The organism is Sphingobium sp. LSP13-1-1.1 (assembly GCF_040676415.1).
Lineage (GTDB): Bacteria > Pseudomonadota > Alphaproteobacteria > Sphingomonadales > Sphingomonadaceae > Sphingobium.
The window spans coordinates 249,901-276,778 of record NZ_JBEGHU010000023.1; the positions used below are offsets into that span (position 1 = coordinate 249,901).

The window sequence follows — 26,878 nt, forward strand, 5'->3', positions numbered from 1 at the left end:
CCCTCCCGATGCTGGGCTTCCAGCGGTTCAAGACGGGTTAGCCGAGATGGCGGGGGACATCGAACAGGCGAAATGGCGGCGGCGAAACGCCCTGCGCGCGGTCAGCGATGCGCTGGTCGAGTTGCGCGTCGCCGATCGGTTGCTGCGCGAGGCCAAAGGGTTGCCGACTGGCGATGCCGAGACATCGCCAGGGGTCGCCTCGGATCCGGCAGGGGTAATGGTTCCCGCCCCTGCCGGATCCGCAGACAGCGCCACGGTCGCGCAGGGGCGGGTTTTCTCCCTCGGTGGGGCGCTCGTCTGGCCGCCGGAGTGGCAGCGATGAGGCTGGCGATCGACATCCTGATCCTGATCGGCTGCGTCTGCGTGCTCGATCTGGTGCGCAAGATCCGCGACTGGCGTGAGGGTCGGCCATGAGCGCACCCGGCCGGATCTATGCCATCGATGTGCGCGAGATCGAGCAGCTGCTGCGCGCCGATGCCGAGCGGCTCGCCTGGGAATTGCTGCCGGCCTGTCGTCGGGACGGTCATTATCTGGTGATCGGGTCGCTCGCGGGCGAACCGGGCCAGTCGCTCAAGATCAATGTCGACGGCCCCAATCGCGGCATGTGGACCGATTTCAGCCAGTCGAGCGGTTCGGGCTTCCTCGGCGGCGATTGCCTGCACCTGATCCGCCTGGTGCTGTTCAACGGCGAGATGGGTGAGGCGATCAAGTGGGCGAAAAGCTGGCTCAAGATCGACGATCTCGATCCGGCCCGACTGGATATCCGCCGGCGCGATGCGCGCGCGGCGGCCGAGGCCAGCGCGCTCAAGGATCGCGAGGTCAAGGAACAGAAGCGGCGGCGGGCCGTCGCGCTGTGGATGGGGTCGGCGCCGATCGGCGGCACGCCCGCGGAATATTATCTGCGCGGTCGCGGCATCACGGTCGAGGCGCTGGGCAAATGGCCCGGATCGCTGCGCTTCCATCCCGAGGTCTACAACAAGGATGAGCAGGTGAAGATGCCGGCGATGGTCGCGGGCATGTTCACGCCCGACGGCAGGCATGTCGCCACGCATCGCACCTATCTGCGCTGGGATCCAGCGCGCGGCTGGGTGAAGATCGACAGCCCCAACGCCAAGATGGTGCTGGGTGCGTGCGGCGGGTCTTTCATTCCCCTGCGCAAGGGTGCGTCGGGCAAGTCGATGGCGGACATGCCGGCGGATGAGCCGGTCTATATCGCTGAAGGGATCGAGGATGCGCTGACGGTCGCCATTGCGAAGCCGGATCTGCGCATCGTGGCCGGCTATTCGCTGCCGAACATCGGTTCGATCGTCTGGCCGGAGCATGTCAGGACGATGGTATTGCTGGCCGATCGGGACACGAAGCCCAAGGCGATCGACGCGCTGGAGCGGGTCATCGCCCGGCAGCAGGCGCGCGGGATGCACGTCAAGCGGGTGCTGCCGCCGATCGGCTTCAAGGATTTCAACGAATGGCTGCAGCGCGGTGGCGCTGGGGAGAGGGCTGCATGATGCGGGATATGTCGCACGCGCAGGCGATCGCGGTCGCCGCGAGCAAGGCGCGGAATGATGGGGATGGTCGGCCGTTCCGGTGGACGTCCAAGCGCGATCGGGAATTGCGCCAGTTGCGCGAGGATCTGTTTTCATTTGCCGACTGCGCGAAGATCCTGGGCTGCCGGGTCGAAGAGGCCAAGGCGCGGATGAAGGGATTGCGCGAGGTCGTCGCGCCCGAAATGCCCGAGAGGGAGGTCAGGTACGGGTCGCAAGCCCCCCTGCATCCGGTCATTGGGCCGGATCTCGCGTCGAAAGAGCCTCCCGTTACAGAAGGGGCGCAGCCTTCCACCGCTGCGCCCCGCCCTGCGAAGATCGCCCTGCCGCGCTATGGGGAGATGGAAAAGCGGTATGATCCCGTCGCGCGGGGGGATTTCCGCTGATGGGCGCGCGAGGCGACAATATCGTCGACATGATCGGCGCCGCCGTCGACAATGCCATCGACGCGCCCCAACTGGCCGATGAGGGCGATCTGCGCCCGTTCGGCGGTCATGATGACGGCGACGAACTGGACGCGCCGCCGCTGCCGCCGGGCTGCCCGGTGACATGCCTGGGCGTTCAGGGACAGCAGGCCTGGTATCTCGACACGAACGGCCAGATCATCGGCCTGGAAATGGGCAACAAGCATGGCCGGGGCAATCTGGTTGGCCTGTTCGGCGTCAAGGCGGGATGGCTGGAGCAGCATTTTCCCCAATGGTCCAAGCCCGTGCGCGAGTATGACAAGGACGAAAAGCGCTGGATCGTCATCAAGGAAAGCGAGATCATCGGCTTCGACCAGGCCGAGGCGCGCGACGCGCTGGTCATCGAGTGCACCCGCAAGGGCATATTCGATCCCGCGGGCCGCGTGCGCGGCGCCGGCGCGCATCGCGGATCGAAGGACGATCTGATCCTGCACCTGGGCAACATCGTCATGCGCCGGCAACTGCGTGTCGACGGTTCGGCGGGCGAGATCGAGTGGCATCGTACCGGCGAGCATGGCGATTATGTCTATCCGGCGGCGGCGCCGCTGCCGCGTCCCTGGCCCGATGAGGTCGGCCCGCAAGCAGCGGAGCAGTTGCGCGCCATGATCGCGACATGGCCGTGGAAGCGGCCGTTGCTCGATCCGCTGCTGATCCTGGGCGGCATCGGTTGCGGCATGATGGGCGGCGCGTTCGACTGGCGATCCAATATCTGGATCACGGGCGGCAAGGGCACGGGCAAGTCCACGCTGAACGGCAAGCGCGGGCTGTTGTCCCAGGTGTTCGGATCGGCGGCGGTGCGCTCGGCGGAGCCGACGGCGGCCTATATCCGCCAGCGCCTGCGCAATTCGACCGTGGCGGTGATGCTCGACGAACTCGAGGCCGATACGGACAATCGCCGGAACAAGGCGATCCTCGAGCTGGCGCGCGTGTCGTCCAGCGGCGACGATGCCGGCCGTGGCGGTCATGACCATCAGGCGGTCGATTTCACGCTGCAGAGTGCGTTCTGGGCATCCTCCATCCTTATTCCGCCCATGGAGCCGCAGGATCGCAGCCGCTGGGCGATCTGCGCCCTCAAGCCCCTGCCCGACGGCGCGCCCAAGCCCGACCTCAAGGCGGCGAAGCTGGCCGATGCAGGCCGCAAGATGTTGCGCCGCATGGTCGATGGCTGGCATCGATGGGACGCCACGCTGAACGCCTATATGGATGCCCTGGCGGACATGGGGCATAGCTCCCGCGCATGCGATCAGTTCGGCACGCTCCTGGCCTGCGCGGACCTGCTGCTCTACGATGAATTGCCGGATATCGAGACGGTCGAGCAGATCGCCTCGCTCTGCGATGTCAGGCATCTGCGCGAAGTCGTCGACGCGGCCGAGGAGCATGAGCTGTGCCTCACGCACCTTCGCACGACGATGGTACAGGCGCGGGGTGGCGATGAGCGCGAAAGCATCGGCACCTGGATCGGCGCGGCCGTGCAGGATCTGGTCGATCCCACGCTGGCGCAGGACAGCCGCTATCATCGGCGCTTGCAGGAGATGGGGCTCAAGATCGTCACGACGACGGAAAAAGGCTCTGCGGTCTGGAAACCGGGCGAGCCGGGCTATCTGGCGGTCGCCAATTCGCACCAGGCCCTGGCTGCCCATTTCGCCAACACGAAGTGGGCGAGCGGTGTGTGGTCGCAGCCGCTCGCCCGCTGCCCCGAGGCTGTCGAGGGGGTCAAGGTGAAGTTCGCCCGATCGAGCCTCACGGCGACGCTCGTGCCGCTCGACCAGGTCATCGACGAGAGTGAAATTCCGGCCCCGGCCCGATGGCGGAAGGAGGGTGACGGGGCATGACGCGCGAGCAGTTGAAAGAGCAGATCCGCGTGGCGCTGGCCGACGAGTTGGATGACGCCAGGAGGGGCTACAAGACGCACGAGGCGTTCCTTTTTGGTGCAATTGACCGGTTGTTCGGCGTGATCGTCGATGCACTCTTCGATGAGGGCGAAAAGATATGATTTCGCACCTGTCAATTCCCCCACAAAAAAAGATTTTCGCCCGCGCAAACCCGCATGAAAGCGCCATGTCAAGAGCGAAAATCGCACCCGCAGCGGCGCGCAGCGACGCGGTGCGCGGGTGCTCTTTTGGGCATCTCTCGGCCCGCGTCGAGCCTGGCGCCAAACTCGCGGCCGCAACGAGCACGACGGCGATCGCGAAGCGGTCGACGGCGCGCGGAGTGGTGCGCGGCCGCTCTCTCGATGCCTCCCTCGCATCGTCGCACCCTGGCCCGTTGGCTCTAGGCAATCATGTTTTTGCGGCTTGCCCCCCGGCCCGTTGGATGGCAGGGAAGTTGGATCGCCAGTGTTCGGCCTGCGATGGGTCCGGGGGGGCGGTTCTGACGAGAACCAGCCGAGAACCACGCGAGAACCATCAAGTCATTGAAATCACAGGACAACTGCGCCCGGTTCTCGGGTTCTCGCGGCGGGCCTCGCGCTATGTGCGCGCCCGCGTATATGCGCGAGCACACGCGCATAACGCGAGGGGAAATACCAGAACCACAGAACCACATAACATTATTCAAGTAGAACAATGTGTTAATGGTTCTAGCGAGGTTCTCGGCTGGTTCTCGTTAGAACCGGCCTATCGCGCAGGTCTGCAACCCACGGAAAACAGCCAGTTTCGGAATAAAATAGGCGGCGGATATTCGATATCGGCTCATGTTTGTCATCCGGACCTGCCGATGAAGGGGCAAAAAGACGGGCGCGGGGCGAAAACTTTCGGGGCCGGAATTCCGGCCGGGCGGCTGGGCGACCGGGTCGACGCGGCGGATCTCGACCAGGCGCAGGGCGTCGTCGGGAATGGCGGATTTCTGCGGGTTTGCGGAGGTCGCTCGACGTGTGTTGGAACAGCGATGTTGGAACAGTCGAGCGAAAGGCGCGGAAATGCGTTGGTTGTCGAGCCTCGGCGGAAGCTATGCAGGCTGACCAGCGGCGGCGCTGGACGCGCCCTGGTCGACCGGGCCGATGCCGATCGGCTTGCCCAGGCGGAGGGGGGTGGCCCCCCCAGCGCCGCGCGCCCTGTCCTCAGCCCCTTCGCGCAGGCGTTTTTCCTGATTTCGGTCGAAGGCCGATTTCGTGCCTGTCCTGCGGGGTCGCCGAAGGCGCGCCAAGTTGGATTGGGCAACACGGGGCCGGGGGTAAGCGCCTCCCCTGCCGTTCGCCATTCAGCGACGGGTCGGGGTATCATTGCCAATTTGGGGCTGTGTCGATCCGGCGAGCCTAGCGCCGGAGGCGTCCATGTCAACTGATCGTCCGAAGGATCCGCTCGCGCGGCAGATGGATCAGGCCAAGGCCCTCGTCGAGGCTGCTGCCGCGCATGAGGCCGAGCAGGAGGATCTCTTCGGCCCCGTCACGCCGGAGGAGATGGTTGAAGCGCGCGAGGCTCTGGGCGAGGCCGCGGGGCACATGGCCGTGCTGCGCGAGGCGCGCGAACGCAAGCGCGGGCGGCCAAAGGGCGCTCGCAACAGGCGAACCGACGACTTCGAGAAATATATTCTCCAGTTCGGCCAGCATCCCGCGATCACGCTGATGCAGATCCAGTCGACGCCACCGGAAGTTCTGATCGAAGCATCCAAGCAGCCCAAAGTCCATAGTTTCCGGAAGAACGGCAAACCGAACATCGTGGTCGAGCGACTGAGCTACCAGGAGGCCGAGGCGATGCGGATGCGCGCGGCGGAGGCCCTCATGCCGTATCTGCAGGGTAAAAAACCGATCGCCGTCGACCTGAACTTCAGCGGCGTGTCGGACCTGGTCATTGCCGGCGTGACGCATACCGCGAGCGAGGTGCAGAGCATCATCGAAGCTGATTTCGCTCCCGTGCCGGATGGGGACGACGAATGAGGGCGCCGTCCAAGCCTCGCCTGATGCGATCGCCCGGTCCGATTGCGGATGCATTCATGCATTCGCGCGCCTTCATCTGCGGGATCATCGGTCCGGTGGGATCGGGCAAGACGATGGCGGCCCTGCAGAAGGGCCTGCTCGTCGCGGCCAGACAGAAGGGAACTATCGACGATAACGGCATCACATGGCGGAAGGCGCGCATCGGCGTCATCCGCGAGAGCTATCCGTCGCTCAAGTCCACCACGCTGAAAAGCTGGTTCAATGTCGTTCCGGAGGCTGAGGGCAAATTCAACTGGTCGGCGCCGTTCACGCACAAGTTCCGCAAGATCCTGCGGCGCGAACATGGCCGTCCCGTCGATGTGCTCGATGTCGAGTTCGAGTTTCGCGCGATCGGCGACCAGACGGTCGAGGAAGCTTGCCGCGGCTGGGAAGTGAACGCGGTGATCATCGATGAGGCGGATCTTCAACCCGCGGACCTCGTGCCGTTCCTTACGGGTCGCGTCGGTCGCTTCTCCGATCTCGATCCGACGTTGGTCGTGGATCCGCAGATCATCATCTCGATGAACATGCCGGACGTGGAAAACCACGCCTACCAGCTGCTGTTCGAAAAGGCGATGGAGGGCATGGCGCCGGACGATCTGGCGATGCTGGACGAGGTGCTGCAGGGGCGTCCGCTGATCGATCGCTTCGTCCAGCCGGGCGGCATGGAGCCTGATGCGGAGAATATCCATAATCTTCCGAACGGGCGGGGTTATTACCTGCTGCAGGTTGCCACGAACCGCCACAAGCCGGGCTATGTCGACCGCATGGTCCACAACAAGCCGGTGCCGCTCATGCACGGGCTGCCGGTCAACCCGGGTTTCGTCTACACCCGGCATGTCCGCCCTACGGAATGGATCAAGGGCCGCCAGGTCGTCGTCGGCATCGATGGCGGCTATACGGCGGCGGCGGTGTTCCTCCAGCGCACGGCGGCCGGCGGCATCCGCATCCATGGCGAAGTCGTCAATCGATCGAAGGACGGGAAAAGCGTCCTGGGCTGGTCGGCGGAAACCTTCGGCAAAATGATCAGGCAGCGCCTGCTGGAGCGCTTCCCCGGGATCCAGCCCGAGCAGATCCGCTTCGTGTGCGATCCGGCGGCATTCAAGGGGAAGGATAGTCCCAGGGATGCGATCGACTGGGTCAGGTCGGTGAAGAATGCGATCGGCATGGGGCCAATCCACAAGGCGAAGAGCAATTCGCCGGCGCTGCGCAATGAGGCGATCTGGAAGGCGCATGGCTCGATCGATAGCTACAGGGACGGCGATTACTATGTCGATCCGTCCTGCACGCACCTGATCAAGGGACATTCGGGCGGGTACCGTTACGAAAAATCGACGCTGGGCACCGGCGAGGAAAAGGGCGACGTCCCGATCGCCAATACCATCTTCACGCACGTCTGCGACAGCGAGCAGTACGCCGCCCTGGAAGGCGAGCATGTGGTCGCGCAGATCCGGGGCGAGCAGCCCCGCACCGCGCCCGTGAAGATCCTGTCCGATTTCGATGAGCTGGGAGGTTAGAATGGCGATCGTTGGGAAATTATTGAGCGCGCCTCTGAAAGCGCTGGGCATCGTGTCCACCCCGGGCAAGCCCCCCGCTCCCCTTCCCACTGTTACCCGCGATGAGGCCGGCGCCCAGGCGATGGCCGACGATGAACTGCGCCGCCGCAAGGGTGGTGCGGCGGACATCGTGAATGGTGCGAGCGGTGCCGAGGCCGCGCTCACCGGCGGGAAACTCACCCTCGGAAGCTGAAAGGAACGATGATGACGGATCAGACGACGGCGCTGCAGGCGCTACAGGAGCAGTTCAAGGATGGATTGGATCGCGATGGCGCAGTGGCCCTGGCGCAGCGTGTCGCCGACCTGGAGGAAGGCAACAGCGGCTATGCCGGGAAGATCGAGGAGCTGACCAGGGAACGCGACGACGCGATCGCGCGGGCCGAGAAGGCGGAGGCTGACCTGAAGGCCAAGCCCAAGGTGGCCGCGCCGAAGGCGGCCACGCCGAGAGCGCGCAAGTTCAAGGCGATCGCCGACGACAAGGTTCTTTCCGGCGACAAGTTGCGGGATGAGATCAGCGATGCCGACGAAATCGAGATCGCATTCCTTGACCGCAACGGCAACGAGATCCCGGGATCGAAGCCGGTCGAGGTATCGGGCGATGTCTGGAAATCGCACCTGGGCGGCCTGATGCTGTCGGAACCGATCGACCTGATCGGCCCCAGCGACGTCGGCTATTCGATCCACGGCTATGCGCTGCTGATCGATGGCGAACATGTCGCGACGCACAAGCGGTCCGAGGCGTTCAATGTCGCGCCGGGCAGCCGCATGAAAATCGAAAACGATATCATCTTCTAAACTGGGCGGCGCGCCTGCCTGGGCGCGCCCCTTCACGCGGGGGTCCGGCAATGGCTGACGACAAATTGCAGAATGATGATCTGGTCAAGGCGCACCTGCGCAATCATGACCGGTTGGCCGGCGAGCGCGCCCTGTATGAAAGCGCCTGGCGCGAGATCGATGAACGGGTCGATCCCCTTGGCGGAGGCGGTTTCGGCAACAGCGGCACGGTGGTCAAGGGCGCCGGCAACTTCGACGTGACAGCGGTCGAGGGCCTCGACCGATCGGTCGCCGCCATGGCATCGATCACGGTGCCGCGCGCGACCCAGTATATCCGGGTGAAGTTCGGCGACCGCGAGCTCGACAAGATGCCGAATGTCCGGCGCTGGTGCGAGCGCGCCGGCGATCGGCTGTATGCCATTCGCTACGCTGCGCATACCGGCTTCGAAACGCAGGCGCATGAGGATTTTCGGCAGATCATGAAATATGGGACCGGGCCGCTCTGGACCGGTGAAATCCCCGGCGTCGGCCTGTTCTACAAGGCGCTGCACCTGTCCGAATGCTATATCGACGAAAATTTCGCCGGCCGCGTCGACACGGTCCAGCGGCGTTACAGGCGGACGGCCCGCCAGCTTGCGCAGGAATTTGGCCGCGCCTCATTGACCGGCAAGATGCTCGACGCCCTCGTCAAGAACAAGCTGGATGAGGAATTCGAGATCCTGCATGTCGTCTGCCCGAACGGCGACCTCGAGCCCGGCGCGCTCGATCGGCGCGGCATGCCGGTCGACAGCCTGCACATCGCGCTCGATGAAAAGGTCATCCTGCGCCGCAAGGGCTTCCACACCATGCCGATTTCGGTGTCGCGCCATGTCACCGGTCCCTGCGACAAATATGGGCGATCGCCGGCGCTGAAGGTGCTGCCGACGGTACGCGGTCTCAACGTCATGAAACAGACGATCCTGCGCGCCGCCCATAAGCAGGCGGATCCTGCGCTGGCCTTCTACAGCGACGACGGCATCACGTCACTGGTGACCCGGCCCAGCGGCGCCAATCCGGGCATGGTCAATGACCAGGGCCAGCTGCTGGTTCACCGCATGCCCGGGGGCGACGGAAACCTGCCCGTGGGGATGGAGATGATCGAGCAGGATCGCGAAGTGGTCCGCACGGCGTTCCTGGAAGATTATTTCAAGCTGCTGACCGATGATGCGGTCCAGCGCTCGGCGACGGCGGTGCTGGAGATCGCCGCCAAGCAAGGCGTGCTGATCGCGCCCTATGCTGGCCGGTACGAAACCGAAAAGCAGAACCCGGTGACGCAGCGCGATCTGGATCTGGCCCTGCGCGCCAATCAGATCGAGCCGTTCCCCCCGGAGGTGGTCGAGGCCGGGGCCTGGCCAGTGATCGATTATGACAATCCGCTCAACCGCATGGCGCGGGCGGAAGAGGCAGCGGGCTTCACGCGCCTGGTGGAAGCCCTGACGCCGATGGCGCAAGTCGATCCGGAGGTGTTCGATGTCATCAACACCGATGAAGCGGCGCCCGGCGTGGCCGACGTGCTGGGCGTGCGGCAGGGCTGGATCCGGTCGCCGGATGAGATCGCCGCGCGGCGGGCCAAGCGGGCGGAGGAAAAGCAGGCGGCGGCCGGGGTCGATCAGCTGGCGGCGATCGCCGGCGCCTATCAGGATTTCGCCAAGGGCAACGAAATCGCGCGGGGTACGGCATGATCGAGGATCCGCAGGATCTGGAAGCGGCGCGGGCGCGTGATGCGATCCGGCGTCGGGCCGTGAATGTCTCCCGCGCGGCGAAGGAGATATTCTTCGCCTATTTCACGCCGCGGCGCTGGTCCTGGCGGGCGCTGTTCTTCGCGCCTGGTCACGACAAGCTGCGCCGGGCTTCGGAGCTGGTGCTCAAGGACCTGGGCAATTTCTGCTTCGCGACGCGCAGCACATTTTCCAGCGATCCGTACCTGATGGGCGTGCGCGAAGGGCGTCGCCAGGTGTGGCTGCGGATCGTTCAATCGCTCGAATTGAATGAGCGGCAAGTTCAGCAACTGATGGAGGTCGACGATGGCGTTTGATGGTGATGACGGCGAAGGCGGCAATGGTGGCGGCGACGGCGGCTTGGGCGGATCCGCGGATCTGCTCGGCGGCGGTGGCGGTGGTGGCCAGGGCGGCGGTAATGGCGGCGGCGGTGCGGACGATGATGCCGCCGGCATCGGTGGCGCCGGCGGCGGCGGCGATGGCCAGGATCCCGAATTTTATGGCCTCCTGTCGGCCGAGGGTGGTGAAGGCGACAACCCGTCGAACCGCGATTACATCAAGGGCAAGGGCTTCAAGGATATTGATGCCCTCGTTAAATCCTATCGGGAAGCGGAGCGCGCGGTTCGCGATAGCGGTCGCGTCAAGCTGCCCGGTGAAAATGCCAGCGATGATGAGCGCAAGGCCTTCGCCCGGGCGATCGGCGTGCCGGAGGCGGTCGACGGCTATGAGATCAAGGGGCCGGAGGGCGTGCCGCTCAATGAGGCGCTGATCACGAAACTGTCGGAAAGCGCGCTGAAGCATGGCGCGCCCAAGGCGGCCTTCCAGGGCCTGGTCGCCGATTTCATCCAGTTGCAACTGGACGAGGCGGAGGCCGCCCGGGTCGAGCAGGACGGCAAGGCACAGGCGCAGCTCAAGGCCTGGGGCGCGGAGGGCAACGCCAAGCTGGCCTTCGTCGACAAGGCTACGGCGGCGCTGGGGCTCAATCGCGAAGATCTGCAGGGCATCAGGTCCGCCATCGGCGCCGATCGCGCGCTCCAGCTCTTCGCCCGTTTGGGCGAAGGCATGGCGGAGGATGCGCTGCTGTCTGGCGGTCGCGGGCGGTTCGGCGTCACGCCGGCGGAAGCGCAGGCCGAGCTCACCCGGCTGAACAATGATCCCGAGCATATGGCGGCGATCCAGCGGAAGGATCCGGCGGCGACTGCACGGCGCCAGCGCCTGATCGCGGCAGTGGCGGCCGGGAAGGATGCGGAAGCCGCTTGATTTTTGCGACAGTCCGATTGACGCGCGAGTCGGGCTGTGAGAATTATGGCGCTCCGGTTCGGGGGACCGGTTATTCCCCCATCATAGTAAGTCCTGGCCAAGCCTCGTTCGCCCCGGGCCCAGCAGTGGAAGCTGCCGCCGATCGCGGGCGTTAAACGATAGAGAGGCCGGGCCTAGCTGCCCCCAAGCCCTTCGAAATCGGTCTTCAACCTTTTTCGTCGGGAGGGCATCGTGTCCAACCAGGTCAACAATACCGCACAAGTAACTTTCGACAACAATGTCGAGCTCGCGCTCAACCAGACCAAGTCGCTGCTGGACGGCGCCCTGGTCGAGCAGAACGACACCGGCGCCGAAAAGGCGAAGGTGTCGGACATCGTCGGCAATGTCGCGTCGCAGACCGCCAATGAGCGCCACGGCGACACAAAATATGTCAACACGCCCCATGACGGCGTGTGGATCCCGAAGCCCGATGAGGAATATTATGCCGACCTGGTCGACAATGCCGACAAGCTGGCGACCGGCATCGATGTCCAGGGCACCTATACCATGGCGGCGGCCGCGACGATCAACCGGGCGCGCGACGACAAGGATCTGCAGGGCCTCTATGGATCGATCATCAGCGGCAAGGATGGCCTGACGGTCACTCCCTTCCCCGGGTCGATGATTATTCCCGTGACGACGGGCGGCGCCGCCGGCGCGCAGCGCATGAACGTCGCCAAGGTTCGCGCGGCGAACAAGCTGCTCATGCAGAATTTCAACGACATGAACGAGCAGCGGTTCATGACCCTGACCTCCGAGCAGATGGACGATCTGCTGAGCGAGATCCCGGTCACCTCGGCCGATTTCCAGCGCGTCTATGGCGGCGAGTTCAGCAACGGCGTCATCACCAAGCTGCTGGGCTTCACGATCATCCCGATCGAACTGGGCAATCCGCTGCTCAAATTCTCCTCGCCCCTGTCGGTCGACGGCAGCGGGTACCGGAAGAACCTGTTCTGGGTGAAGTCGGGCGGGCGCCGCAACGTCTGGCAGAAACTCCGCTCCTCGGTCGATCGTCTGCCGACCAAGCTGTTTTCGACCCAGGTGTTCGCGGGCACCACGGTCGCGTCCACCCGTACCCAGGCCGGCAAGGTCGGGATCATCCTCAACAGCGAAGCCTGACCGGTCGGGGCGGCTTCGGCCACCCCCTCCTGGCAGCTTCGGGCTTCGGAGACTGAAACATGACTGACCGTTATGCAGTGGAACAGGTGGGCGTCGTCGACGGCACCTCGACCCCGAACAAGAAAGCGGACGGCGCCCTGGTCGGCGCCAAGCTGCGCAGCATCCGCGCCACCAAGCAGGTGCTGGCCGACCAGATCGCCGATCGCGTCTATCTCGGTCGGCTTCCCCAGGGCGCCAACCTCAAGGAAGTGCTGATCACCACGGATACGTCCCTGGGATCGTCGACCATCGCGATCGGCACGACGGCGTCGTCGGGCAAATATGTCGCGGCCCGGACCTTCACCACGCCGCTCGACGCGCCGACCTGCATCGGCCCGAAGGCATCCGCCCTCGACGATGCTCCGCTGTCGGCCGACGAAGATGTCTGGATGACGATCGCGGCCGCGGCGATGCCCGGTGCCGCCATCGTCGTGGTCGAGCTTCGCTTCACGATTTCGGCCTGACGCGCATGTCAGGTCGCGCGCCGGGGCTGCCGTCGATCGGCCCCGGCGCAAACCGATCATAAGGGAGATGGCGCATGGCCACGGCGAAATTCACGATGCAGCGGGGCAAGGTCGGCCTCAAGGATGTGGCGGTGGCCGCTGGTTCGGCCGAAGCCCAGTCCGACACGATCTCCGTCAATATCGACTATACCAAGCTGACGAAGGGCGACGTCCTGGTCGCGCTCGACAATATCAAGCAGAAGATCCACGCGGGCAAGTGGCCGCCGCTCTGAACTGAAGGGGCTGCGCCGTGACCGACTATGTCACCATCGCCAATCTCGCGGCCGGGTTGATCGGGGAAGACGATCAGCTGCGGAGCCCGGACGATGACACGCATATGGGCCGTACCTTCAAGGCAGCCTGGGCTGCCGTGCGGCAGGCGGCGATCCGCGACCATACATGGAATTTCGCCATGACGCGCACCGGCCTGGCAGCGGAAGATCTGAGCGATGTGCCCTATCCATGGGGGTACAGCTATCCGCTTCCCTCCGGCTGCCTGCGCCTGGTCGAGGTGCTGAACTGCGGGGCGCGCGACTATCAGCTTGAGGGCCGGTCGATCCTGACCAATGCGACCGGGCCGGTCTACATCCGGTATCTGCGGGATGTGCCCGAAACGGCCAATTGGGACGCGACATTCGTCGATGCCTTTGCCGCCCTGATGGCTTTCACCACGGGCAACCGGATCGCGGGCAGCGCCTATGACAAGGATGCCGGCTGGAAGATCTACAAGGCGAAGCTGAGCGAGGCAAAGCGCGTCGATGCGCGTGAAAACCCGCCGGTGGAATTCGAGCCGACGTCGTGGGAATTGGCACGCTTCGGCGGCGACGGCGTCTACGATGGCCCGCCCTACCCAATCCCGCTGGGGTATCCGACGGCATGAGCGTCGTCACCCCAATCCAGACGAGCTTCAACGGCGGCGAGATCAGCCCGCGCATGGGCGGGCGCGTCGATACGGCGATCTATCCGATCGCGCTGGAGGTCTGCGAAAATTTCGTCGCGACGGTCGAAGGGCCGATCGTCAAGCGGCCCGGCTTCGAATATATCCGCGACGCGGCGGCGACCGCGAGCTGGATGACCGCGTTCCGCTTCAGCCTCACGCAGGAATATGCGATCGAGTGGAGCGAGGGGAAGCTGCGCTTCTACACCAACGGCGTCCGGATCGAGACCAGCCCAGGCGTTCCCTATGAGGTCGCCGTTCCCTATACGGCGGCGGAAGCGCCATTCGTCTCGCTGCAGCAGAGCTATGACCGGCTCTACATGGCGCATCCCAACCATCCGCCCGGCGTATTGACGCGGACCGGCGCGGCGACCTTCGCCTATTCGGTCCTCACGCTGGCGAACGGCCCCTTCGCCGACCAGAATGTGACCGAAACGGTGACGGTCCAGGCCAGCGCCGCCACTGGTCCCGGCATCACGCTGACCGCCAGTTCCGCGATATTCGATGCCGGCCAGGTCGGATCGCTGTTCCGGCTCGAAGCGAAGGATTTCCTTGCCATCCCCGCGTGGGAAGTCGGCCGCAAGGACATCACGGTGGGCATGGTCGTTCGGAGCGAGGGCAAGGTCTACCAGGCGGCCAGCGCCGGCACCACGGGGACGGTGCAGCCGGTCCATACCAGCGGCACGGAAAGCGACGGCACCGGCAAGAAGGACATCAACGACTACGGCCCCTATGGGGTGAACTGGACCTATATCAGCGACAAGTTCGGCCTGGTCCGCATCACGGCCGTGGCGAGCGGAACATCGGCGACCGCGGACGTGGTGCGGCGCCTGCCCGATGCAGTCGTGTCGGCACCGACATTCCGGTGGGCGCATGGCTTTTTCTCGGCATGGGCGGGATGGCCCAATGTCGTGAAGCTGTTCGCCGGCCGCCTGGTCTTCTTCAAGAATTTCGACTTCGTCGGATCTGTGGCCGGTGATTATGGCGGTGGCACGGTCAATTTCGCCAATTATTCATCATCCGGCAGCGTCACGCCCGACCTCGGCTTCCGCCGCACGATCGCGACGGAAGATCCGATCCTGTGGGCCGCCGGCGACCGCACGCTGATCGTCGGAACGGCCTCGCGCGAGATCGCGATCGGCAAGATCAACCAAGCTGCCGCGCTGTCGGGCGACAATGTCGAGGCCAATCCGCAAAGCTTCTATGGATCCGAACGGGTGTGGCCGCTGCAGGCGGGCACGTCGACCTTCTTCGCCCAGCGCGGCGGCCGCAAGCTGCGCGAGGCGCAATATGATTTTTCGCAGGATCGTTACCTGGCCGCCAACGCATCGGTGTGGGCGCGTCATGTCACGCGCAGCGGGATCAAGCAGTTCGCTTTCCAGAAAGAGCCGGAGGAACTGCTGCTTGCCGTGCGCGAGGATGGGCAGCTGATCCTGCATCCGCACCAGCCCGAGCAGGACATCAAGGGCTTTGCCCGCGTGCGTCACTCCGATGGGCAGGGCGCGATCGACAGCGCCGTCGTCATTGTCGGCCAGGACGGAAAGACCGATGAACTGTGGGCGCTGGTCGAGCGCGACGGCGCAAAATCTGTCGAGCGCATGGCCGCCTGGCGCGACGATGGCGACCCGATCGAAAACGGCTTCTTCGTCGATAGCGGGGTCACCTCGATGGCGACCGGCGGGCAGACGCATTTCACCGGTTTGACGCACCTGGCCGGCAAATCGGTCGCGGTGCTCGCCGGCGGTGGCGTCATCCCGGGCATCACGGTCGCCGGCGACGGATCTTTCGACTTGCCCGCCGCCTCCGTGCCGCAATCCGCCTATGTAATCACGGTTGGCCTGCCCTTCACCGCAACAGCGGTGACGCTGCGGCCGGAGGTCAAGGTCAACGGCCAGACGATGCAGAACAAGCGCCAGCGCCTGGTGCGCATCGCCCTGCGCCTGCTGGACACGGTCGGGATCCGCGTGGGTTCCTTCGGCGGCAAGCTCGACAATCTGATCGACCGTCCGGCAGACGCCGCGATGGATGCGCCGGTGCCGCTGTTCAATGGCGACAGCGAGAAGGCCGTGTCCGGCGGATGGGACCGCGCGGGCCGCGCCACATTCGTGTCCGACCTTCCGCTGCCGGCGACGATCGTCGCCGCCATGCCGCAACTGGACATCGAGAAATGAGCGTCCTGATCCGTCCCATGGTAGCATCGGATGCCCTGCGGCTGAAGCGCCAGCCATCGCAGCGGGTGCAGATCGGCCTGGTGCGCGACATGTCGGTCGAGGATGCGCGGGATCTGATCGACGGCGGCGAAGCCTGGTCGGCGGAGCGCGACGGCGATGTCATCGCCTGCATGGGCCTGCGCGAGACCTTCCCCGGCAAGCAGGGCGTGGCCTGGGCGGTGCTGGCGCAGGGTGTCGGCGCGGCGCACCTGGCCATCACGCGGCACGCCCGCCGGCGCATCGCCGAAAGCCCGCTTGTCCGGATCGAGGCCCTTACGCGGATCGACGTCGAGGCGGAATGCGTGTGGGCGCGGCTGGTCGGCCTGACCCCCTCGGCCATCCTGCGCAAGTTCGGGGCGCTCAGCGAGGATCACATGTTGTTCGAGAGGATCGCCTGATGGTTGAGGCAGTGCAGGCGGCCGGCAAGATCGTGGGCGGGGTCGCCAGCTATGAGGCCGGCAAATATAACCGCGCGGCCGCCCGCAGCGAAGCGATCTCGGCCGAACGCGAGGGCGCGGCGGAGGAAGCGCGGATCCGCGAGGCGGCCCGTTTCCAGATGGGCGCGCAGCAGGCGGCCCAGGCGGAAAATGGTTTCCAGCCCGGTACTGGCTCGGCTCTGGACGCGCTGCAGGAAAGCGCGATCAACGCGACGATGGATGCGCTGACGGCGCGGCGGCAGGCGCAGGCCAAGGCGCGGTCGCTGCGCGCGAGCGGCGCGGTCGCATATGCAGCCGGCAAGAACGGCCTGGTGCAGGGGCTGATTGGCGCGGCGTCGACCGGGGTCGACTGGGCATCGTCACGGCAGGGCACGTCGCCATCGGGAGGATCCGGATCCGGCGGCGGCAGCAGCGCGATCGTTGTCAACCAGAACGCCATCGCCCGGGCAAGCGCGCAAGGCTACAGCTATGGCGGCTGAGGAGGGATATCGTCGTCAGCTGGGCGTGGTGTCCAGCACCGGGCTGCCTTCCGCATCGGCGGAAGCCTTCGGTGCCGGCATCGGCGACGCGATCGGCCGCACGGGCGATGCCCTCGTCCATTATGAAGCCGTCGAGCGCCGCCAACGCGGCGATCAGCAACTGGCTGATTTCAACGTCCGCTTTGCCCGGGTGCGTTCGTCGCGCGACCAGGATGAGATTGCGATGCGGTCGACGGCGGCGCCCGGCGCGGCCGGTTATGCGGATACGCGGCGCAAGGCCTGGGAAAAGGATCGCGAGGGCCTGCTCGACGGCATCACGGAAGACGCGGTCCGTCGATCGGCACAGGAGCAGATTGCCGAATATGAGGGGCGGCAGGCCGCCCGCGATATCGAATTCGAGACCGGCGCGGCAATCGGCAAGATGGTCACCGATGCGCAGCAGGCCTCGGATCTGTCGAGCAACCGCGCGCGCATGAACGGCGATGCCTATGCCGATGAACTGAGCCTTGGGCGGCAGACGATCGATGCCCTGAATGTGTCGGCCGATGTGAAGGAAAAGCTGCACCGCTATCATGATCAGACGGTCACGGTCGGGTACCTCAATGGCCTGACGGAACGGGATCCGAAATCGGCACAGGCGTTGATCGATGCCGGGGCGTTCAATGCCATCCTGACGCCGCAGCAGCTTGACCAGGCCAAGAATGGCGCGATGATCGAGATCCGGCGAGCGGATGCCGCAGCGGCGCATCAGCAGGCCCTGCAAACGCAGGCGCTGCGCGATGAGGTGGAGACGGTCAACGCCCAGATTTCGGCTGGTGTTGAAATCCCTGATGGCCGCCTGGCTGATCTGCAGAACCGATTGACAGCCATCGGTGACGTGGGCGGTGCGACCAAGATCGGAGTCACCCGCATTGAGGCCGGTGTCCGGCGAGAGGCCGATGTCTGGAAGCCCGAGCAGTACGATACGGAAATCAATCGGCTCGAGGCCAGGGGCAAGCGGACGCCGGATGAGGATATCCGCCTGAAGACGTTGCGCGGGATGCGCGGCACCGCAGTGGCAACCTTCAACAATAATCCCGGCGAATGGGCCGCCAAGAATGGCTTTGCCCCGCCGCCGATCGATCTTGCCGACGCATCCACCTTCGGGGCGCGCGCGGCATGGGCGCGGACCGTCACGCGTCAGACGGGCCGCCAGACGCCGCTCTTCAACGATGCCGAGGTGCGCCAACTCCGCGATGAGGCCAGCATATCGCAACAGGGCATGGTTGACGTGGCGAACCGGATCGCCGTGGTTGGCGGACTGCAGGCGCGCCAGGCTGCAAAGCAGGTGCTGCCGAATGATCCGATGCTCGCGCGCATGGTGTCGATCGACGGCGATAGCCGAGCCGCCGCCCTGCGCGGTGCTGCGCTTCGAAAAGCAAACAAGGCTATCGTCGACGGGCAGGGATCGCAGGAGGTGGCAAGCCACTTCTATGACGTCCTCGGCGCCGCCGCACAAAGCTTCGATGCGCAGGAGGTCGGCGCCGCCCTTGATGTAGCGAAAAGCCTCTATGCCGACGCCAAAAAGGGACATTCCGAATGGGCCACTGACGGCCGTGTGGAAGATCTGAACCCCTATATCAACATCGCCCTGGGCGGGAAGAAGGGCGCTGATGGCTTCTGGCGCGGCGGCCTGGGTCAATGGAACCGGGTGCCGATGCTGCTGCCCGATGGCTGGACGCAGGGCGCATTCGATCGTGTGCTGTCGCAGGTGCGCTTCAAGCCGGACAGCAAGACAGTGCCGGTTTGGTCGGACGGCAAGCCGATGTCCGCTGTCGATCTGCGCCGCTATGTGCCGGTGCGTCGGGCCGACGGCCGCTATGAGTTCCACGGCGACAACGGAACGGTCGCACGGCAGCGCAATGGCAAGATCTATGCGATCGATATCGAGGCGGTGGGGCGCGGTATCGGCGTCGTGAGGCGGGCGCAATGAGCGGGCTGCTTCAGAGCGGCGCGGCCGTTGATCCCGTCATTCCTGGCGCGCTTGTCCGTCCTGCCACGATCGGCGAGGTGTGGGACGCCAACCGGGTACTCGCCCGCGGCGATCGGACCGATGCCGAAGCGGAGCGGCTGCGCCGGGAATATGAGCCTCTGCTGGCCGAGGTGAACGCCGATCGCGCCAAGCGTGGGCTCAAGCCGATGGTCAATCCCGGCTATTGGCAGAGTGCACTGGAGCGACGCCCCTCGGCCGACAATGGCGGGTTCGATTTCGCATCGCTGTTCGATACCCGCGTCGATCGCGATCAGCAGGAGCGCGCGATCTTCGATGAGATCGGCGCGATCCGGCGGCGCAATCCCGGTTTTCTGAAGGATGCGCCGACGGATCTGGCCACATTCCGCCGGGGTGTGATCGACCGCGAGAAGGCGGCACGAGCAGGTGCGCGCGATGTTCTCGGCCGCTCGTCCGGCTTTACCCAGGGCGCGGTGGGCTTCGCCGCCGGCACGTGGGAAACGATGCACGATCCGGTCAACATCGTCTCGCTGCCGCTGGGCGGCGGTGGCGGCACGATCTGGGCGCAAGCGGCGCGGTCGGCGCTGGTCAATGGCGGGCTCGAACTGATCCAGCAGCCGATCGTGGCGGAAAATCGCGAGGATTTGGGCGAGGAACTGACGGTTGGCGAGGCCGGGCTCAATACGCTGATGGCGGCCGCCGGCGGCGTGGTCGGTGACGTGGTCATTCCCCAACTGGGCAAGGCGACCGTGAAGGGCGTCGGGAAAGCGGTCGACGCCTTCACCCCACTCGATCGCAAGGTCGCCGCGGCGCTGTCGAAAGCCGATCTCGACGGAGTCAGCGATGCCGATCTTGCCAGCGTGTTCGGTCGCCATGTATCGCCCGATCTGCGCACGCCCGACGAAAGCGCGGCGATCCATGTGATCGAGCGCGAGGCGGAGATCCGCGCAAGCTCCCCCTATGTTGAAACGCCCGAGGGCCTCGACGCCCATGCGGCGCGGATGCAGGCGACCATGGAGGCGCTGGTCAAGACCAATACGCCCGACGCCGCGCCGATGCGGGCGATCTGGCCCGCGCCCGGTCGCGCCCGGCTGCGTGTCTCGGGCGGCCGCCTGGCGAATGACGTGGTCAGCTTCTTTCGCGGCAAGGGCTATAGCGAGGCCCATGCGCGCGGGATCGCCGCCGGCGTTGCGGCCGAGGCTTCGAGCAACCATGGCGCAGTCAATCCTACCTCGGGCGCCTATGGCCTCGGCCAGTGGCTCGGCACGCGCAAGGAAGAATTGTTCAAGCGCTATGGCCGCAATCCGACGCGGCAGCAGCAGCTCGAATTCCTCCATTGGGAATTGCAGGGCGGCGACCATGGCGGGGCGAAGGTGCTGGCGCAGGCCGATGAGGCCGGCGTGCTACGCGCCTATGTCAACGACTTCATGCGGCCGGCCAAGGGTGCGGAAACCACGGGCGACCTGTCGCGCGGCATGGCGGCGCTGGGGCGCGAGGGCGAGGATGTGGCTCGTGCGCTGGATATCGATCCGGAGATCGACGGGCCGATCGCGCGCTCGCCGGATCTGGATGCGGAGCGGGTTGCGATCGGCGGGCCTGATCGCATCGATGCGCCGGCGGATCTGCTCGAAATCGATTATGCTGACTTGCCGCAGTTGCGCCACGATCTGTTCGGTGATGATGCGAGCTGGCAGGCGGCGCAACTCGATCTGGTTGATCGGGCCGTTTCGCGCGATGCGGCGGCTCTCGATCTTCCCGATGATTTTACGCCGGGGCTTCCTGCGCCCGACGGCGGTGAGACCGTTCGGCTGTACCGTGCGCAAGGTGATTTGTCCGCGTCGCGGCAAGGCATTGACACTACAGAGGATGCGCTCTGGTTCACCACAGATCCGGCGATCGCTGCGAACTATGCGTCTCGGCGCAATGGCGAAGTCTTCGCAATGGACGTGCCGAAAGAGCGGGCGGCCGAGCTTCTTCGCGGTGGGAGCACGGCAAATGTGCCGTTGGCCGAAACATCGGCCATGCGACAGTTCACCGATCTGGCGACTGTCCGCCGTGATGCTATGCGCGACGGTGTGGTTCCCACGCCCGACGACGTCGCTGCTCATGTCCGGGAAAAGCTGCCGACGATTAATACTGATCGGCCCTCGCCCGCCGCGGCATCGCCTGCGGTCCGCGACGCGGTCGCGGGCGAACGCCTCGATGGCGCGCCGGTCCTGTCACCCGATGCGCCTCGCCAGCTCGATCTGTTTGCAGAGCCCCATGGCGAAGGGGCGAAGCTGCAGGCCGATAGTCTGGCGCACGACATGCGCGCCGCGATCGAGGCGCAGGCGGCCGGTGCCGATCTGGCCTTCCGTCTCGATGATGGCAGCGAGGCGTCGCTCTCCGACATCCTGGCCGATCTCGACGAAGACGAGGCCATGCTCGCCACCATCAAGGGGTGCCTGTAAATGTCTGCTGGCGTCTGCATTCCCGACCTGATCGAGCAGGGCAAGATCCCGAAGGGCAAAGGCGCGGCAGCGCTGACGCGCTACCAGCAGCTGCTCAACGTTTATGACCAGCAGATGGGCGGCGCGGCGGCCGAGGCGCTGGCGACCAGTGAAGTGCTGAAGGTGCTCGAGAATGAGGCGCTACTGAAAAAGCGGCGCACGCTACTGCAGGTGAAGGCGCAGCAGACGGCGGCGGCGTCGCTCAACAGTTTTGCCGGGGGGAGGAAGCCCGGCGCTCCGATCGATCCACGCGCGGGGGTGGCGCTGTTCGATCGTGACGGCCGGGCTTCCTATTCGAATGTCGAGGGGCGGCGCCAGGCAGTGCGTGGCCGCGCCCATGCGATGATGGATCAGATCCTGTCCGACCATAGCCGGAACCTGATCGGCCATGTGCGCAACCGCGCCCAGCTGGGGGACATTGTCCGCGAGCTGTTCGGCCAGGACAGCGGGAACCTGGCTGCCAAGGAAATGGCGGACGCCTGGTCCCGAACGGCCGAGATGCTGCGCCAGCGGTTCAACGCCGCCGGCGGCGATATCGGCAGGATGGAAAAATGGGGACTGCCCCAGTCGCATGACAGCCGGGCCGTTCGTCGCGCCGGCTTCGACGCCTGGCGCGCGTCGATCGAGCCGCGCCTCGACCGCGCCCGGATGATCGACCGCGACACGGGCCAGCCTTTTGTCGGTGAAGCCTGGGACGCGATGCTGCGCGACGTGTTCGACACGATCCGCAGCGAGGGCTGGAACAAGCGCGAGGCAGGATCGGCAGGGCGCGGCAGCATGGCGAGCCGCCATGGCGATCCGCGTTTCCTGATCTTCAAGGGCGCCGATGAATGGCAGGCCTATCAGGCCGACTTCGGCGGCGGTGCCACGGCTTTCGACGCTATGATGGGTCACATAGACGGCATGAGCCAAGAGATCGCCGCGATGGAGATCCTCGGTCCTAATCCCAACGCGACGGTGCAATGGGTGAAGGACACGATCGAGAAATCTGCGCAGCTCGACAGCACGCCTGACAGCAAAGCAGTGGACAAGGCTCACAAGGGCGCGAAGCAGATCGATCGGCTATGGGATGAGCTCACGGGCGCATCGCATCGGCCGGAAAGCCGGGGGCTCTCGCTTTTTTTCTCGAGTATCCGCAGCATCCAGACAGCGGCCAAACTGGGCAGCGCGAGCCTGTCGGCCGTCACCGATCTTGCGTTTCAGTTCTCAACCAGGCGCTACAATGGCTTGCCTGCAGCGGCGATGATCCGGGACTATGTGAAGTTGATGCGGCCGGGCTCGCGCGCCGACCAGCGGCTTGCGGTGCGGCTGGGGCTGATCGCTGAGGAATGGGGTCAGCGTGCAGCTGCGCAAGGGCGATACCTCAATGAGGAGCTCACAGCGGAATGGTCCCGCCGACTGGCCGAGGGTGTTCTGCGCGCGTCGGGCCTGTCACGCTGGACGCAGGCGGGCCGCTGGGCGTTCGGCATGGAGTTCATGGGCCACATCACCGATGAAAGCGTGAAGGCTTTCGATAAGCTGGATGCGCCGTTTCGCGGCGTGCTTGAGCGCAACGGCATCGACGCAGCCGTCTGGGACAAGATCCGCTCCACGCCCCTCGAGATGGATCGGGGCGTGCCCTGGCTCAAGCCGTCCAATGTCGAGGACCGCGAGCTGGGCGATCGGCTGCTCGAGATGATCCTCTCTGAGACGAACTATGCTGTCCCGACACCGGACCTAAAAACGCGCGCAATGATGAGCCGCTTCGCGCCGCGCGGGACATTGTGGGGCGAATTGATGCGGACCTCCCCGCTGCTGTTCAAGTCGTTCGGTATTTCCATGCTGCTCATGCAGCAGCAGCGTCTGATGGAACAGTCGGCCGGCAATGCCATGCGCTATGCTGGGGGCTTGGTCATCGGCACCACGCTCATGGGCGCGCTGGCGATGCAGCTGAAGGCAATCGCGTCCGGCAAGGATCCCATGCCCATGACCGACAGCCCGCTTCCAACCCGCGAGCAGCTGGATGATGTTTCCCAATTGAAGCGGCCGAAGCTGACGGAAGGTCAGAAGTTTTGGGGCGCGGCTCTCGCCCAGGGTGGCGGGTTCGGCATCATGGGTGATTTCCTATCGTCAACGCAGAACCGGTTCGGTGGTGGCCTCGCGGGATCAGTGGCGGGGCCACTCGCCCAAGACCTGCAGGCGGCGGCCGATGTCGCCAATTCCAAGAACCCAGGGTGGAAAGCTGTACGCCTTGCCCGGCAGGAACTGCCCGGCGGCTCGCTCTGGTATGCCAAGCTCGCCTTCGATCGGCTGGTGACTGACCAGATCCAGGAGGAGATCGACCCATCCTATCGCAGCGCCTGGCGCCGCATGGAAAAGCGCGCGCGCGAGCAGCGGACCCAATATTTCTGGGCTCCCGGTGAGACGGCACCGGATCATGCCCCCGACCTAACAGCCATTGCCGGGGAGACAATGCAATGACCGTCGCCGCCAAGTCGTCCAAGATCGACTATATCGAGAACGGGGCGACCTTGTCCTTCCCTCTCCCGTTCCGTTTTCTGGATGGCTCCATCACTGTCCGCCGGATCTTTGCGGACGGCTCGATCTCCGTGCTGACGAACGGCGCTGACTTTTCGGTCTCGGGTGGAGCAACGGACGATGGCGGGACGCTGACGCTGACGGCGACCGTCGCCGGCGCGAAGCTGCGCATTCGCCGTCGCACGCCGCGCCGCCAGTCCACCAATTACACCACGGGCGACCGGTTTCCCGCTGAAACGCATGAGGCGACCGTCGATCGCGCCATGCTGATCGACCAGGAACAGGACGATACGATCGACGACACGGCAACCCGGGCGCTGATGGTGCCCGATGGCGAAACCGCGGTTCCCGTTCCGGCAGCGTCCGACAGGGCGGGCAAGGCGCTGGGCTTTGATGCGCAAGGCAAGCCGATCGCGGTCACGATCAGCGGTGTCAATGATCCGTCGCTGCGCGCCGATCTGGCCGGCGAGACGGGCGACGCCCTGATCGGGCACAAGTTGCCGACGGGAAATCCCACCGCGGACCTGGCGAAGGTCAATGCCATGATCGCCGCCACCGATCCGGGGGGAGTCGTCGACCTGAAGGGGGAAACCTTCATCGTCGACAGCGCCCCGACCAATTCAAGGGGAAAGAAACTGGTCAATGGGCGCGTGCTGGAGCCGTCGCGTCATCCGCCCTACCGCACGATCAAGCAGAGCTATGCCGATGACATCGGCTATGTGATCGGCCGTGCCAACCAGTTTCCGTGGCGGCTGTCCGTCTGCGGTGGGCTGTACCAGCAGATCTACCTGTTCGGGCATAGCTGGATCGAGCAGAACGGCCTTTACACGCCGCGCGCCCATGAGCTGGTGCAGCAAGGTCTGATCGCGGCGGGCGTCGACAATTGCCTGGTCGTGGGCAGCGGCAAGGGCGGCGCATCCTGGAGCGACGTCAACGTGCTGCCCGAGCTGGACGTCGACAGCGTTCTCGCGGTCGGCACCCGCCATGTCATGTTCGCGCTGTTCACCAATGACGTGGTGAAGGGGATCGACCAGACGATCGCGGATTTCTACGCGACGATCGCCCACGTCCGCGCGCAGACATGGGGCGCGGCGTCGCACCTGACGATCACGGTCATCATCGTCGGCAATATCGACGCGCCGGAGACCCAGCAGGACGCGCAAAGCTATGAGCAGATACGTGCCGCCTGCGTCCAGGCCGTGCGGCTGTGGGACATCACCGTTTTCGACATGTACGCCTACATGTGGGACAGTCAGAACGGACGCGGGATCTGGCTCGATGCGCCTGGCTTCCATCCGGATCCGGTGCCGACCTATGCCTATTGGCGCGAGGGGCTGGCGGCGCATCTGTTCGAGAGCGGGCAGTGGAACAACCGCAAGGCCAATCAGCACTGGAATATCGGCCACGGCGTCGACCAGCGGTTCCCGACCGATACGCCGCAGGAATATGAGCGCGGCCGCACCGGCTATGGCGTTCTGACCGGCGAAGGCTGGGATGCGAACGGATCGCTGTTGACCTACGGCCATGCGGACGGCGTCACGCTGCAGGAGCTGGTGACGCTCGAGCCGGTGCCGAGGATCCTCCGCCGCACGGGGGCGGCGACCGCGTGGACGCAATGGGCCAACCAGAAGATCGCACTCGCGCCGCTCAATGCATGGGTCGATCGGGGCGGCGGCTATCGGTCCTCGGGTTGCATGGCGACGGATCGCGGAACCGTCCTCATCTGGGTCAACGTCAAGGATGGGGTATCCGGATCGGCGGCGCATCAGCTGCCGTCCGCCTTGCGGCCGACGCAGTCGTTCCGCGTGCCATGCGAGGGTGGCTATGTGACGATCTTCGGCGTGACCGGAGAAATCGTCCCGACGGTCGGCAGCTCGGCGCATGTCGCGATCTCGGTCGAGATCCCGGCCGTATGAGCGAAGTGCTGACGATCGCCCTTCCCGCTGCCCTGGGCGTCGTGGGGACCTTGGGCGTCCAGTGGCTGCAAGGACGCAGCCAGCGGCACCAGGTGGACATCGATGCCGAGGTGAAGCTGGACGCGCAGCGTGACGGCCTGACCTTTCAGCTGCTGGAAACCGCCCGCTCGGAAATGTCGCAGTTGATGGCGGAGGTCCGCGAACTGCGGCCGCTCACCAAGACGGGTGTCTACCTCGAGGAGGCGCTCGATCATCTGCATGCGCTGCTCCACGCGGAAGGCGATGAGGAGCTTCGTGCCGCGCACCGCCGCGCGGCGGCCTTCCTCCGCCGGATGCGCGGGCAGGACAGTAAGGGCGAGAAGCGCAACGCGGTGCAAACCGCGATCAGCGCGCAGCGGATCGTCAACGATGCAAAGGGAGGCAGGTCATGACATTCACGTTCGGCGAGCGGTCGCTACAGGAATTGGAGGGATGCCACCCCGTGCTGCAGCGCGTGGCGCACGCGGCGATCGCGATCAGCGCGGTCGATTTCGGCATCTATGAGGGACTTCGCACGGCCGAAGAGCATATGGGCGAACTGCGGCGGGGGTCCAGCGAAACGCTCGAGTCCCGGCACCTGGTGCAGGAAGATGGTTTTTCCCATGCCCTGTGCGTCATGCCGTGGACCGGAACTGGCTGGCGCAAGGAATGGCGGCTGATGCAGCCGGTGGCCGAGGCGATGCAGCAGGCCGCCTTCGATGAGGGCGTCGCCGATCGGATCCGCTGGGGGGCGATCTGGGACCGAACCCTGGCCGACTTCGGCGCCGGGACGCCCGTGTCCATCGACGACGCACTCGCCGCCTATGCCCGGCGTCGGCCGGGCGCGACCTTCCTCGATGGACCGCATTTCGAGCTTCTTTCCTGAGCGCGCGGGGGCGCCGCACAATGTGGGGGTTATC

At 65.4% G+C, this 26,878-nt stretch carries 25 protein-coding genes; all 25 read left to right on the forward strand.

Translation table 11 applies throughout. The annotated features are described in order from the left end of the window. Positions 1 to 46 precede the first annotated feature (46 nt). The 25 genes from MRBLSP13_RS13190 (at position 47) to MRBLSP13_RS13310 (ending at position 26,844) form a co-directional block, all read left to right on the forward strand. Positions 47 to 322, forward strand: coding sequence for a hypothetical protein (locus tag MRBLSP13_RS13190; protein WP_363754901.1), 276 nt, complete (start codon positions 47 to 49; stop codon positions 320 to 322). Positions 323 to 410: 88 nt separating this feature from the next. Next, positions 411 to 1,505 carry a DUF7146 domain-containing protein gene (locus MRBLSP13_RS13195; protein WP_363754903.1) on the forward strand — a complete coding sequence of 365 codons (1,095 nt, stop codon included), beginning with the start codon at positions 411 to 413 and terminating at the stop codon, positions 1,503 to 1,505. Then, positions 1,502 to 1,927 (forward strand): hypothetical protein, encoded by a 426-nt coding sequence (locus tag MRBLSP13_RS13200; RefSeq protein ID WP_363754905.1) that lies wholly within the window; start codon positions 1,502 to 1,504, stop codon positions 1,925 to 1,927. The genes MRBLSP13_RS13195 and MRBLSP13_RS13200 overlap by 4 nt, the downstream gene beginning before the upstream one ends. After that, complete coding sequence (locus MRBLSP13_RS13205) at positions 1,927 to 3,837, forward strand: hypothetical protein (RefSeq protein WP_363754907.1); 1,911 nt, start codon at positions 1,927 to 1,929, stop codon at positions 3,835 to 3,837. Before MRBLSP13_RS13200 ends, MRBLSP13_RS13205 begins: the two co-directional genes overlap by 1 nt. Continuing rightward, the gene (locus MRBLSP13_RS13210) at positions 3,834 to 3,998 is read left to right on the forward strand and encodes a hypothetical protein (protein ID WP_363754909.1); all 165 of its coding nucleotides are present in this window, start codon (positions 3,834 to 3,836) and stop codon (positions 3,996 to 3,998) included. Before MRBLSP13_RS13205 ends, MRBLSP13_RS13210 begins: the two co-directional genes overlap by 4 nt. A gap of 1,317 nt (positions 3,999 to 5,315) precedes the next feature. Beyond that, positions 5,316 to 5,879, forward strand: coding sequence for a hypothetical protein (locus MRBLSP13_RS13215; RefSeq protein ID WP_363754911.1), 564 nt, complete (start codon positions 5,316 to 5,318; stop codon positions 5,877 to 5,879). A 56-nt stretch (positions 5,880 to 5,935) separates the two neighbouring features. Then, the gene (locus tag MRBLSP13_RS13220; RefSeq protein ID WP_363754913.1) at positions 5,936 to 7,435 is read left to right on the forward strand and encodes a hypothetical protein; all 1,500 of its coding nucleotides are present in this window, start codon (positions 5,936 to 5,938) and stop codon (positions 7,433 to 7,435) included. Between the two features lies 1 nt (position 7,436). Continuing rightward, positions 7,437 to 7,667 carry a hypothetical protein gene (locus MRBLSP13_RS13225; RefSeq protein WP_363754915.1) on the forward strand — a complete coding sequence of 77 codons (231 nt, stop codon included), beginning with the start codon at positions 7,437 to 7,439 and terminating at the stop codon, positions 7,665 to 7,667. 8 nt (positions 7,668 to 7,675) lie between these two features. Next, complete coding sequence (locus MRBLSP13_RS13230) at positions 7,676 to 8,269, forward strand: hypothetical protein (protein ID WP_363754917.1); 594 nt, start codon at positions 7,676 to 7,678, stop codon at positions 8,267 to 8,269. Between the two features lie 50 nt (positions 8,270 to 8,319). Continuing rightward, positions 8,320 to 9,969, forward strand: coding sequence for a portal protein (locus MRBLSP13_RS13235; protein ID WP_363754918.1), 1,650 nt, complete (start codon positions 8,320 to 8,322; stop codon positions 9,967 to 9,969). Next, positions 9,966 to 10,322, forward strand: coding sequence for a hypothetical protein (locus MRBLSP13_RS13240; protein ID WP_363754920.1), 357 nt, complete (start codon positions 9,966 to 9,968; stop codon positions 10,320 to 10,322). Before MRBLSP13_RS13235 ends, MRBLSP13_RS13240 begins: the two co-directional genes overlap by 4 nt. Continuing rightward, positions 10,312 to 11,265, forward strand: coding sequence for a hypothetical protein (locus tag MRBLSP13_RS13245; protein ID WP_363754922.1), 954 nt, complete (start codon positions 10,312 to 10,314; stop codon positions 11,263 to 11,265). Before MRBLSP13_RS13240 ends, MRBLSP13_RS13245 begins: the two co-directional genes overlap by 11 nt. A gap of 231 nt (positions 11,266 to 11,496) precedes the next feature. After that, positions 11,497 to 12,423, forward strand: coding sequence for a phage capsid protein (locus MRBLSP13_RS13250; protein ID WP_363754924.1), 927 nt, complete (start codon positions 11,497 to 11,499; stop codon positions 12,421 to 12,423). 59 nt (positions 12,424 to 12,482) lie between these two features. After that, positions 12,483 to 12,926, forward strand: a complete 444-nt coding sequence (locus tag MRBLSP13_RS13255) for a hypothetical protein (RefSeq protein ID WP_363754926.1) — start codon at positions 12,483 to 12,485, stop codon at positions 12,924 to 12,926. 74 nt (positions 12,927 to 13,000) lie between these two features. After that, positions 13,001 to 13,198 (forward strand): hypothetical protein, encoded by a 198-nt coding sequence (locus MRBLSP13_RS13260; protein ID WP_363754928.1) that lies wholly within the window; start codon positions 13,001 to 13,003, stop codon positions 13,196 to 13,198. Positions 13,199 to 13,215: 17 nt separating this feature from the next. After that, a complete protein-coding gene (locus tag MRBLSP13_RS13265; protein ID WP_363754930.1) occupies positions 13,216 to 13,845 on the forward strand; it encodes a hypothetical protein in 630 nt (209 codons plus the stop codon). Further along, on the forward strand, positions 13,842 to 16,073 hold the full coding sequence (locus MRBLSP13_RS13270) for a hypothetical protein (RefSeq protein ID WP_363754932.1): 2,232 nt from the start codon (positions 13,842 to 13,844) through the stop codon (positions 16,071 to 16,073). Before MRBLSP13_RS13265 ends, MRBLSP13_RS13270 begins: the two co-directional genes overlap by 4 nt. After that, a complete protein-coding gene (locus MRBLSP13_RS13275; RefSeq protein WP_363754934.1) occupies positions 16,070 to 16,510 on the forward strand; it encodes a hypothetical protein in 441 nt (146 codons plus the stop codon). The genes MRBLSP13_RS13270 and MRBLSP13_RS13275 overlap by 4 nt, the downstream gene beginning before the upstream one ends. Continuing rightward, positions 16,510 to 17,028: a hypothetical protein gene (locus MRBLSP13_RS13280; RefSeq protein WP_363754936.1), complete on the forward strand. Its 519-nt coding sequence runs from the start codon at positions 16,510 to 16,512 to the stop codon at positions 17,026 to 17,028. Before MRBLSP13_RS13275 ends, MRBLSP13_RS13280 begins: the two co-directional genes overlap by 1 nt. Next, a complete protein-coding gene (locus MRBLSP13_RS13285; protein WP_363754938.1) occupies positions 17,018 to 19,000 on the forward strand; it encodes a hypothetical protein in 1,983 nt (660 codons plus the stop codon). Before MRBLSP13_RS13280 ends, MRBLSP13_RS13285 begins: the two co-directional genes overlap by 11 nt. Then, positions 18,997 to 21,468, forward strand: a complete 2,472-nt coding sequence (locus tag MRBLSP13_RS13290) for a phage tail tip lysozyme (protein ID WP_363754940.1) — start codon at positions 18,997 to 18,999, stop codon at positions 21,466 to 21,468. The genes MRBLSP13_RS13285 and MRBLSP13_RS13290 overlap by 4 nt, the downstream gene beginning before the upstream one ends. Further along, complete coding sequence (locus MRBLSP13_RS13295) at positions 21,469 to 23,967, forward strand: hypothetical protein (RefSeq protein WP_363754942.1); 2,499 nt, start codon at positions 21,469 to 21,471, stop codon at positions 23,965 to 23,967. Continuing rightward, the gene (locus MRBLSP13_RS13300) at positions 23,964 to 25,940 is read left to right on the forward strand and encodes a hypothetical protein (protein WP_363754944.1); all 1,977 of its coding nucleotides are present in this window, start codon (positions 23,964 to 23,966) and stop codon (positions 25,938 to 25,940) included. The genes MRBLSP13_RS13295 and MRBLSP13_RS13300 overlap by 4 nt, the downstream gene beginning before the upstream one ends. Continuing rightward, positions 25,937 to 26,371: a hypothetical protein gene (locus tag MRBLSP13_RS13305; RefSeq protein ID WP_363754946.1), complete on the forward strand. Its 435-nt coding sequence runs from the start codon at positions 25,937 to 25,939 to the stop codon at positions 26,369 to 26,371. Before MRBLSP13_RS13300 ends, MRBLSP13_RS13305 begins: the two co-directional genes overlap by 4 nt. After that, entirely contained in the window at positions 26,368 to 26,844 is a 477-nt protein-coding gene (locus MRBLSP13_RS13310; protein WP_363754948.1) for a M15 family peptidase, read from the forward strand. Before MRBLSP13_RS13305 ends, MRBLSP13_RS13310 begins: the two co-directional genes overlap by 4 nt. Positions 26,845 to 26,878 lie beyond the last annotated feature (34 nt).

Coding starts and splice junctions, on each gene's coding strand:
- MRBLSP13_RS13230 (WP_363754917.1), top strand. CDS start 7,676: ATGATGACGGATCAGACGACGGCGCTGCAGGCGCTACAGGAGCAGTTC.
- MRBLSP13_RS13225 (WP_363754915.1), top strand. CDS start 7,437: ATGGCGATCGTTGGGAAATTATTGAGCGCGCCTCTGAAAGCGCTGGGC.
- MRBLSP13_RS13220 (WP_363754913.1), top strand. CDS start 5,936: ATGCATTCGCGCGCCTTCATCTGCGGGATCATCGGTCCGGTGGGATCG.
- MRBLSP13_RS13245 (WP_363754922.1), top strand. CDS start 10,312: ATGGCGTTTGATGGTGATGACGGCGAAGGCGGCAATGGTGGCGGCGAC.
- MRBLSP13_RS13305 (WP_363754946.1), top strand. CDS start 25,937: ATGAGCGAAGTGCTGACGATCGCCCTTCCCGCTGCCCTGGGCGTCGTG.
- MRBLSP13_RS13285 (WP_363754938.1), top strand. CDS start 17,018: ATGGCGGCTGAGGAGGGATATCGTCGTCAGCTGGGCGTGGTGTCCAGC.
- MRBLSP13_RS13210 (WP_363754909.1), top strand. CDS start 3,834: ATGACGCGCGAGCAGTTGAAAGAGCAGATCCGCGTGGCGCTGGCCGAC.
- MRBLSP13_RS13205 (WP_363754907.1), top strand. CDS start 1,927: ATGGGCGCGCGAGGCGACAATATCGTCGACATGATCGGCGCCGCCGTC.
- MRBLSP13_RS13260 (WP_363754928.1), top strand. CDS start 13,001: ATGGCCACGGCGAAATTCACGATGCAGCGGGGCAAGGTCGGCCTCAAG.
- MRBLSP13_RS13240 (WP_363754920.1), top strand. CDS start 9,966: ATGATCGAGGATCCGCAGGATCTGGAAGCGGCGCGGGCGCGTGATGCG.
- MRBLSP13_RS13255 (WP_363754926.1), top strand. CDS start 12,483: ATGACTGACCGTTATGCAGTGGAACAGGTGGGCGTCGTCGACGGCACC.
- MRBLSP13_RS13280 (WP_363754936.1), top strand. CDS start 16,510: ATGGTTGAGGCAGTGCAGGCGGCCGGCAAGATCGTGGGCGGGGTCGCC.
- MRBLSP13_RS13270 (WP_363754932.1), top strand. CDS start 13,842: ATGAGCGTCGTCACCCCAATCCAGACGAGCTTCAACGGCGGCGAGATC.
- MRBLSP13_RS13300 (WP_363754944.1), top strand. CDS start 23,964: ATGACCGTCGCCGCCAAGTCGTCCAAGATCGACTATATCGAGAACGGG.
- MRBLSP13_RS13200 (WP_363754905.1), top strand. CDS start 1,502: ATGATGCGGGATATGTCGCACGCGCAGGCGATCGCGGTCGCCGCGAGC.
- MRBLSP13_RS13275 (WP_363754934.1), top strand. CDS start 16,070: ATGAGCGTCCTGATCCGTCCCATGGTAGCATCGGATGCCCTGCGGCTG.
- MRBLSP13_RS13215 (WP_363754911.1), top strand. CDS start 5,316: ATGGATCAGGCCAAGGCCCTCGTCGAGGCTGCTGCCGCGCATGAGGCC.
- MRBLSP13_RS13190 (WP_363754901.1), top strand. CDS start 47: ATGGCGGGGGACATCGAACAGGCGAAATGGCGGCGGCGAAACGCCCTG.
- MRBLSP13_RS13295 (WP_363754942.1), top strand. CDS start 21,469: ATGTCTGCTGGCGTCTGCATTCCCGACCTGATCGAGCAGGGCAAGATC.
- MRBLSP13_RS13290 (WP_363754940.1), top strand. CDS start 18,997: ATGAGCGGGCTGCTTCAGAGCGGCGCGGCCGTTGATCCCGTCATTCCT.
- MRBLSP13_RS13195 (WP_363754903.1), top strand. CDS start 411: ATGAGCGCACCCGGCCGGATCTATGCCATCGATGTGCGCGAGATCGAG.
- MRBLSP13_RS13235 (WP_363754918.1), top strand. CDS start 8,320: ATGGCTGACGACAAATTGCAGAATGATGATCTGGTCAAGGCGCACCTG.
- MRBLSP13_RS13310 (WP_363754948.1), top strand. CDS start 26,368: ATGACATTCACGTTCGGCGAGCGGTCGCTACAGGAATTGGAGGGATGC.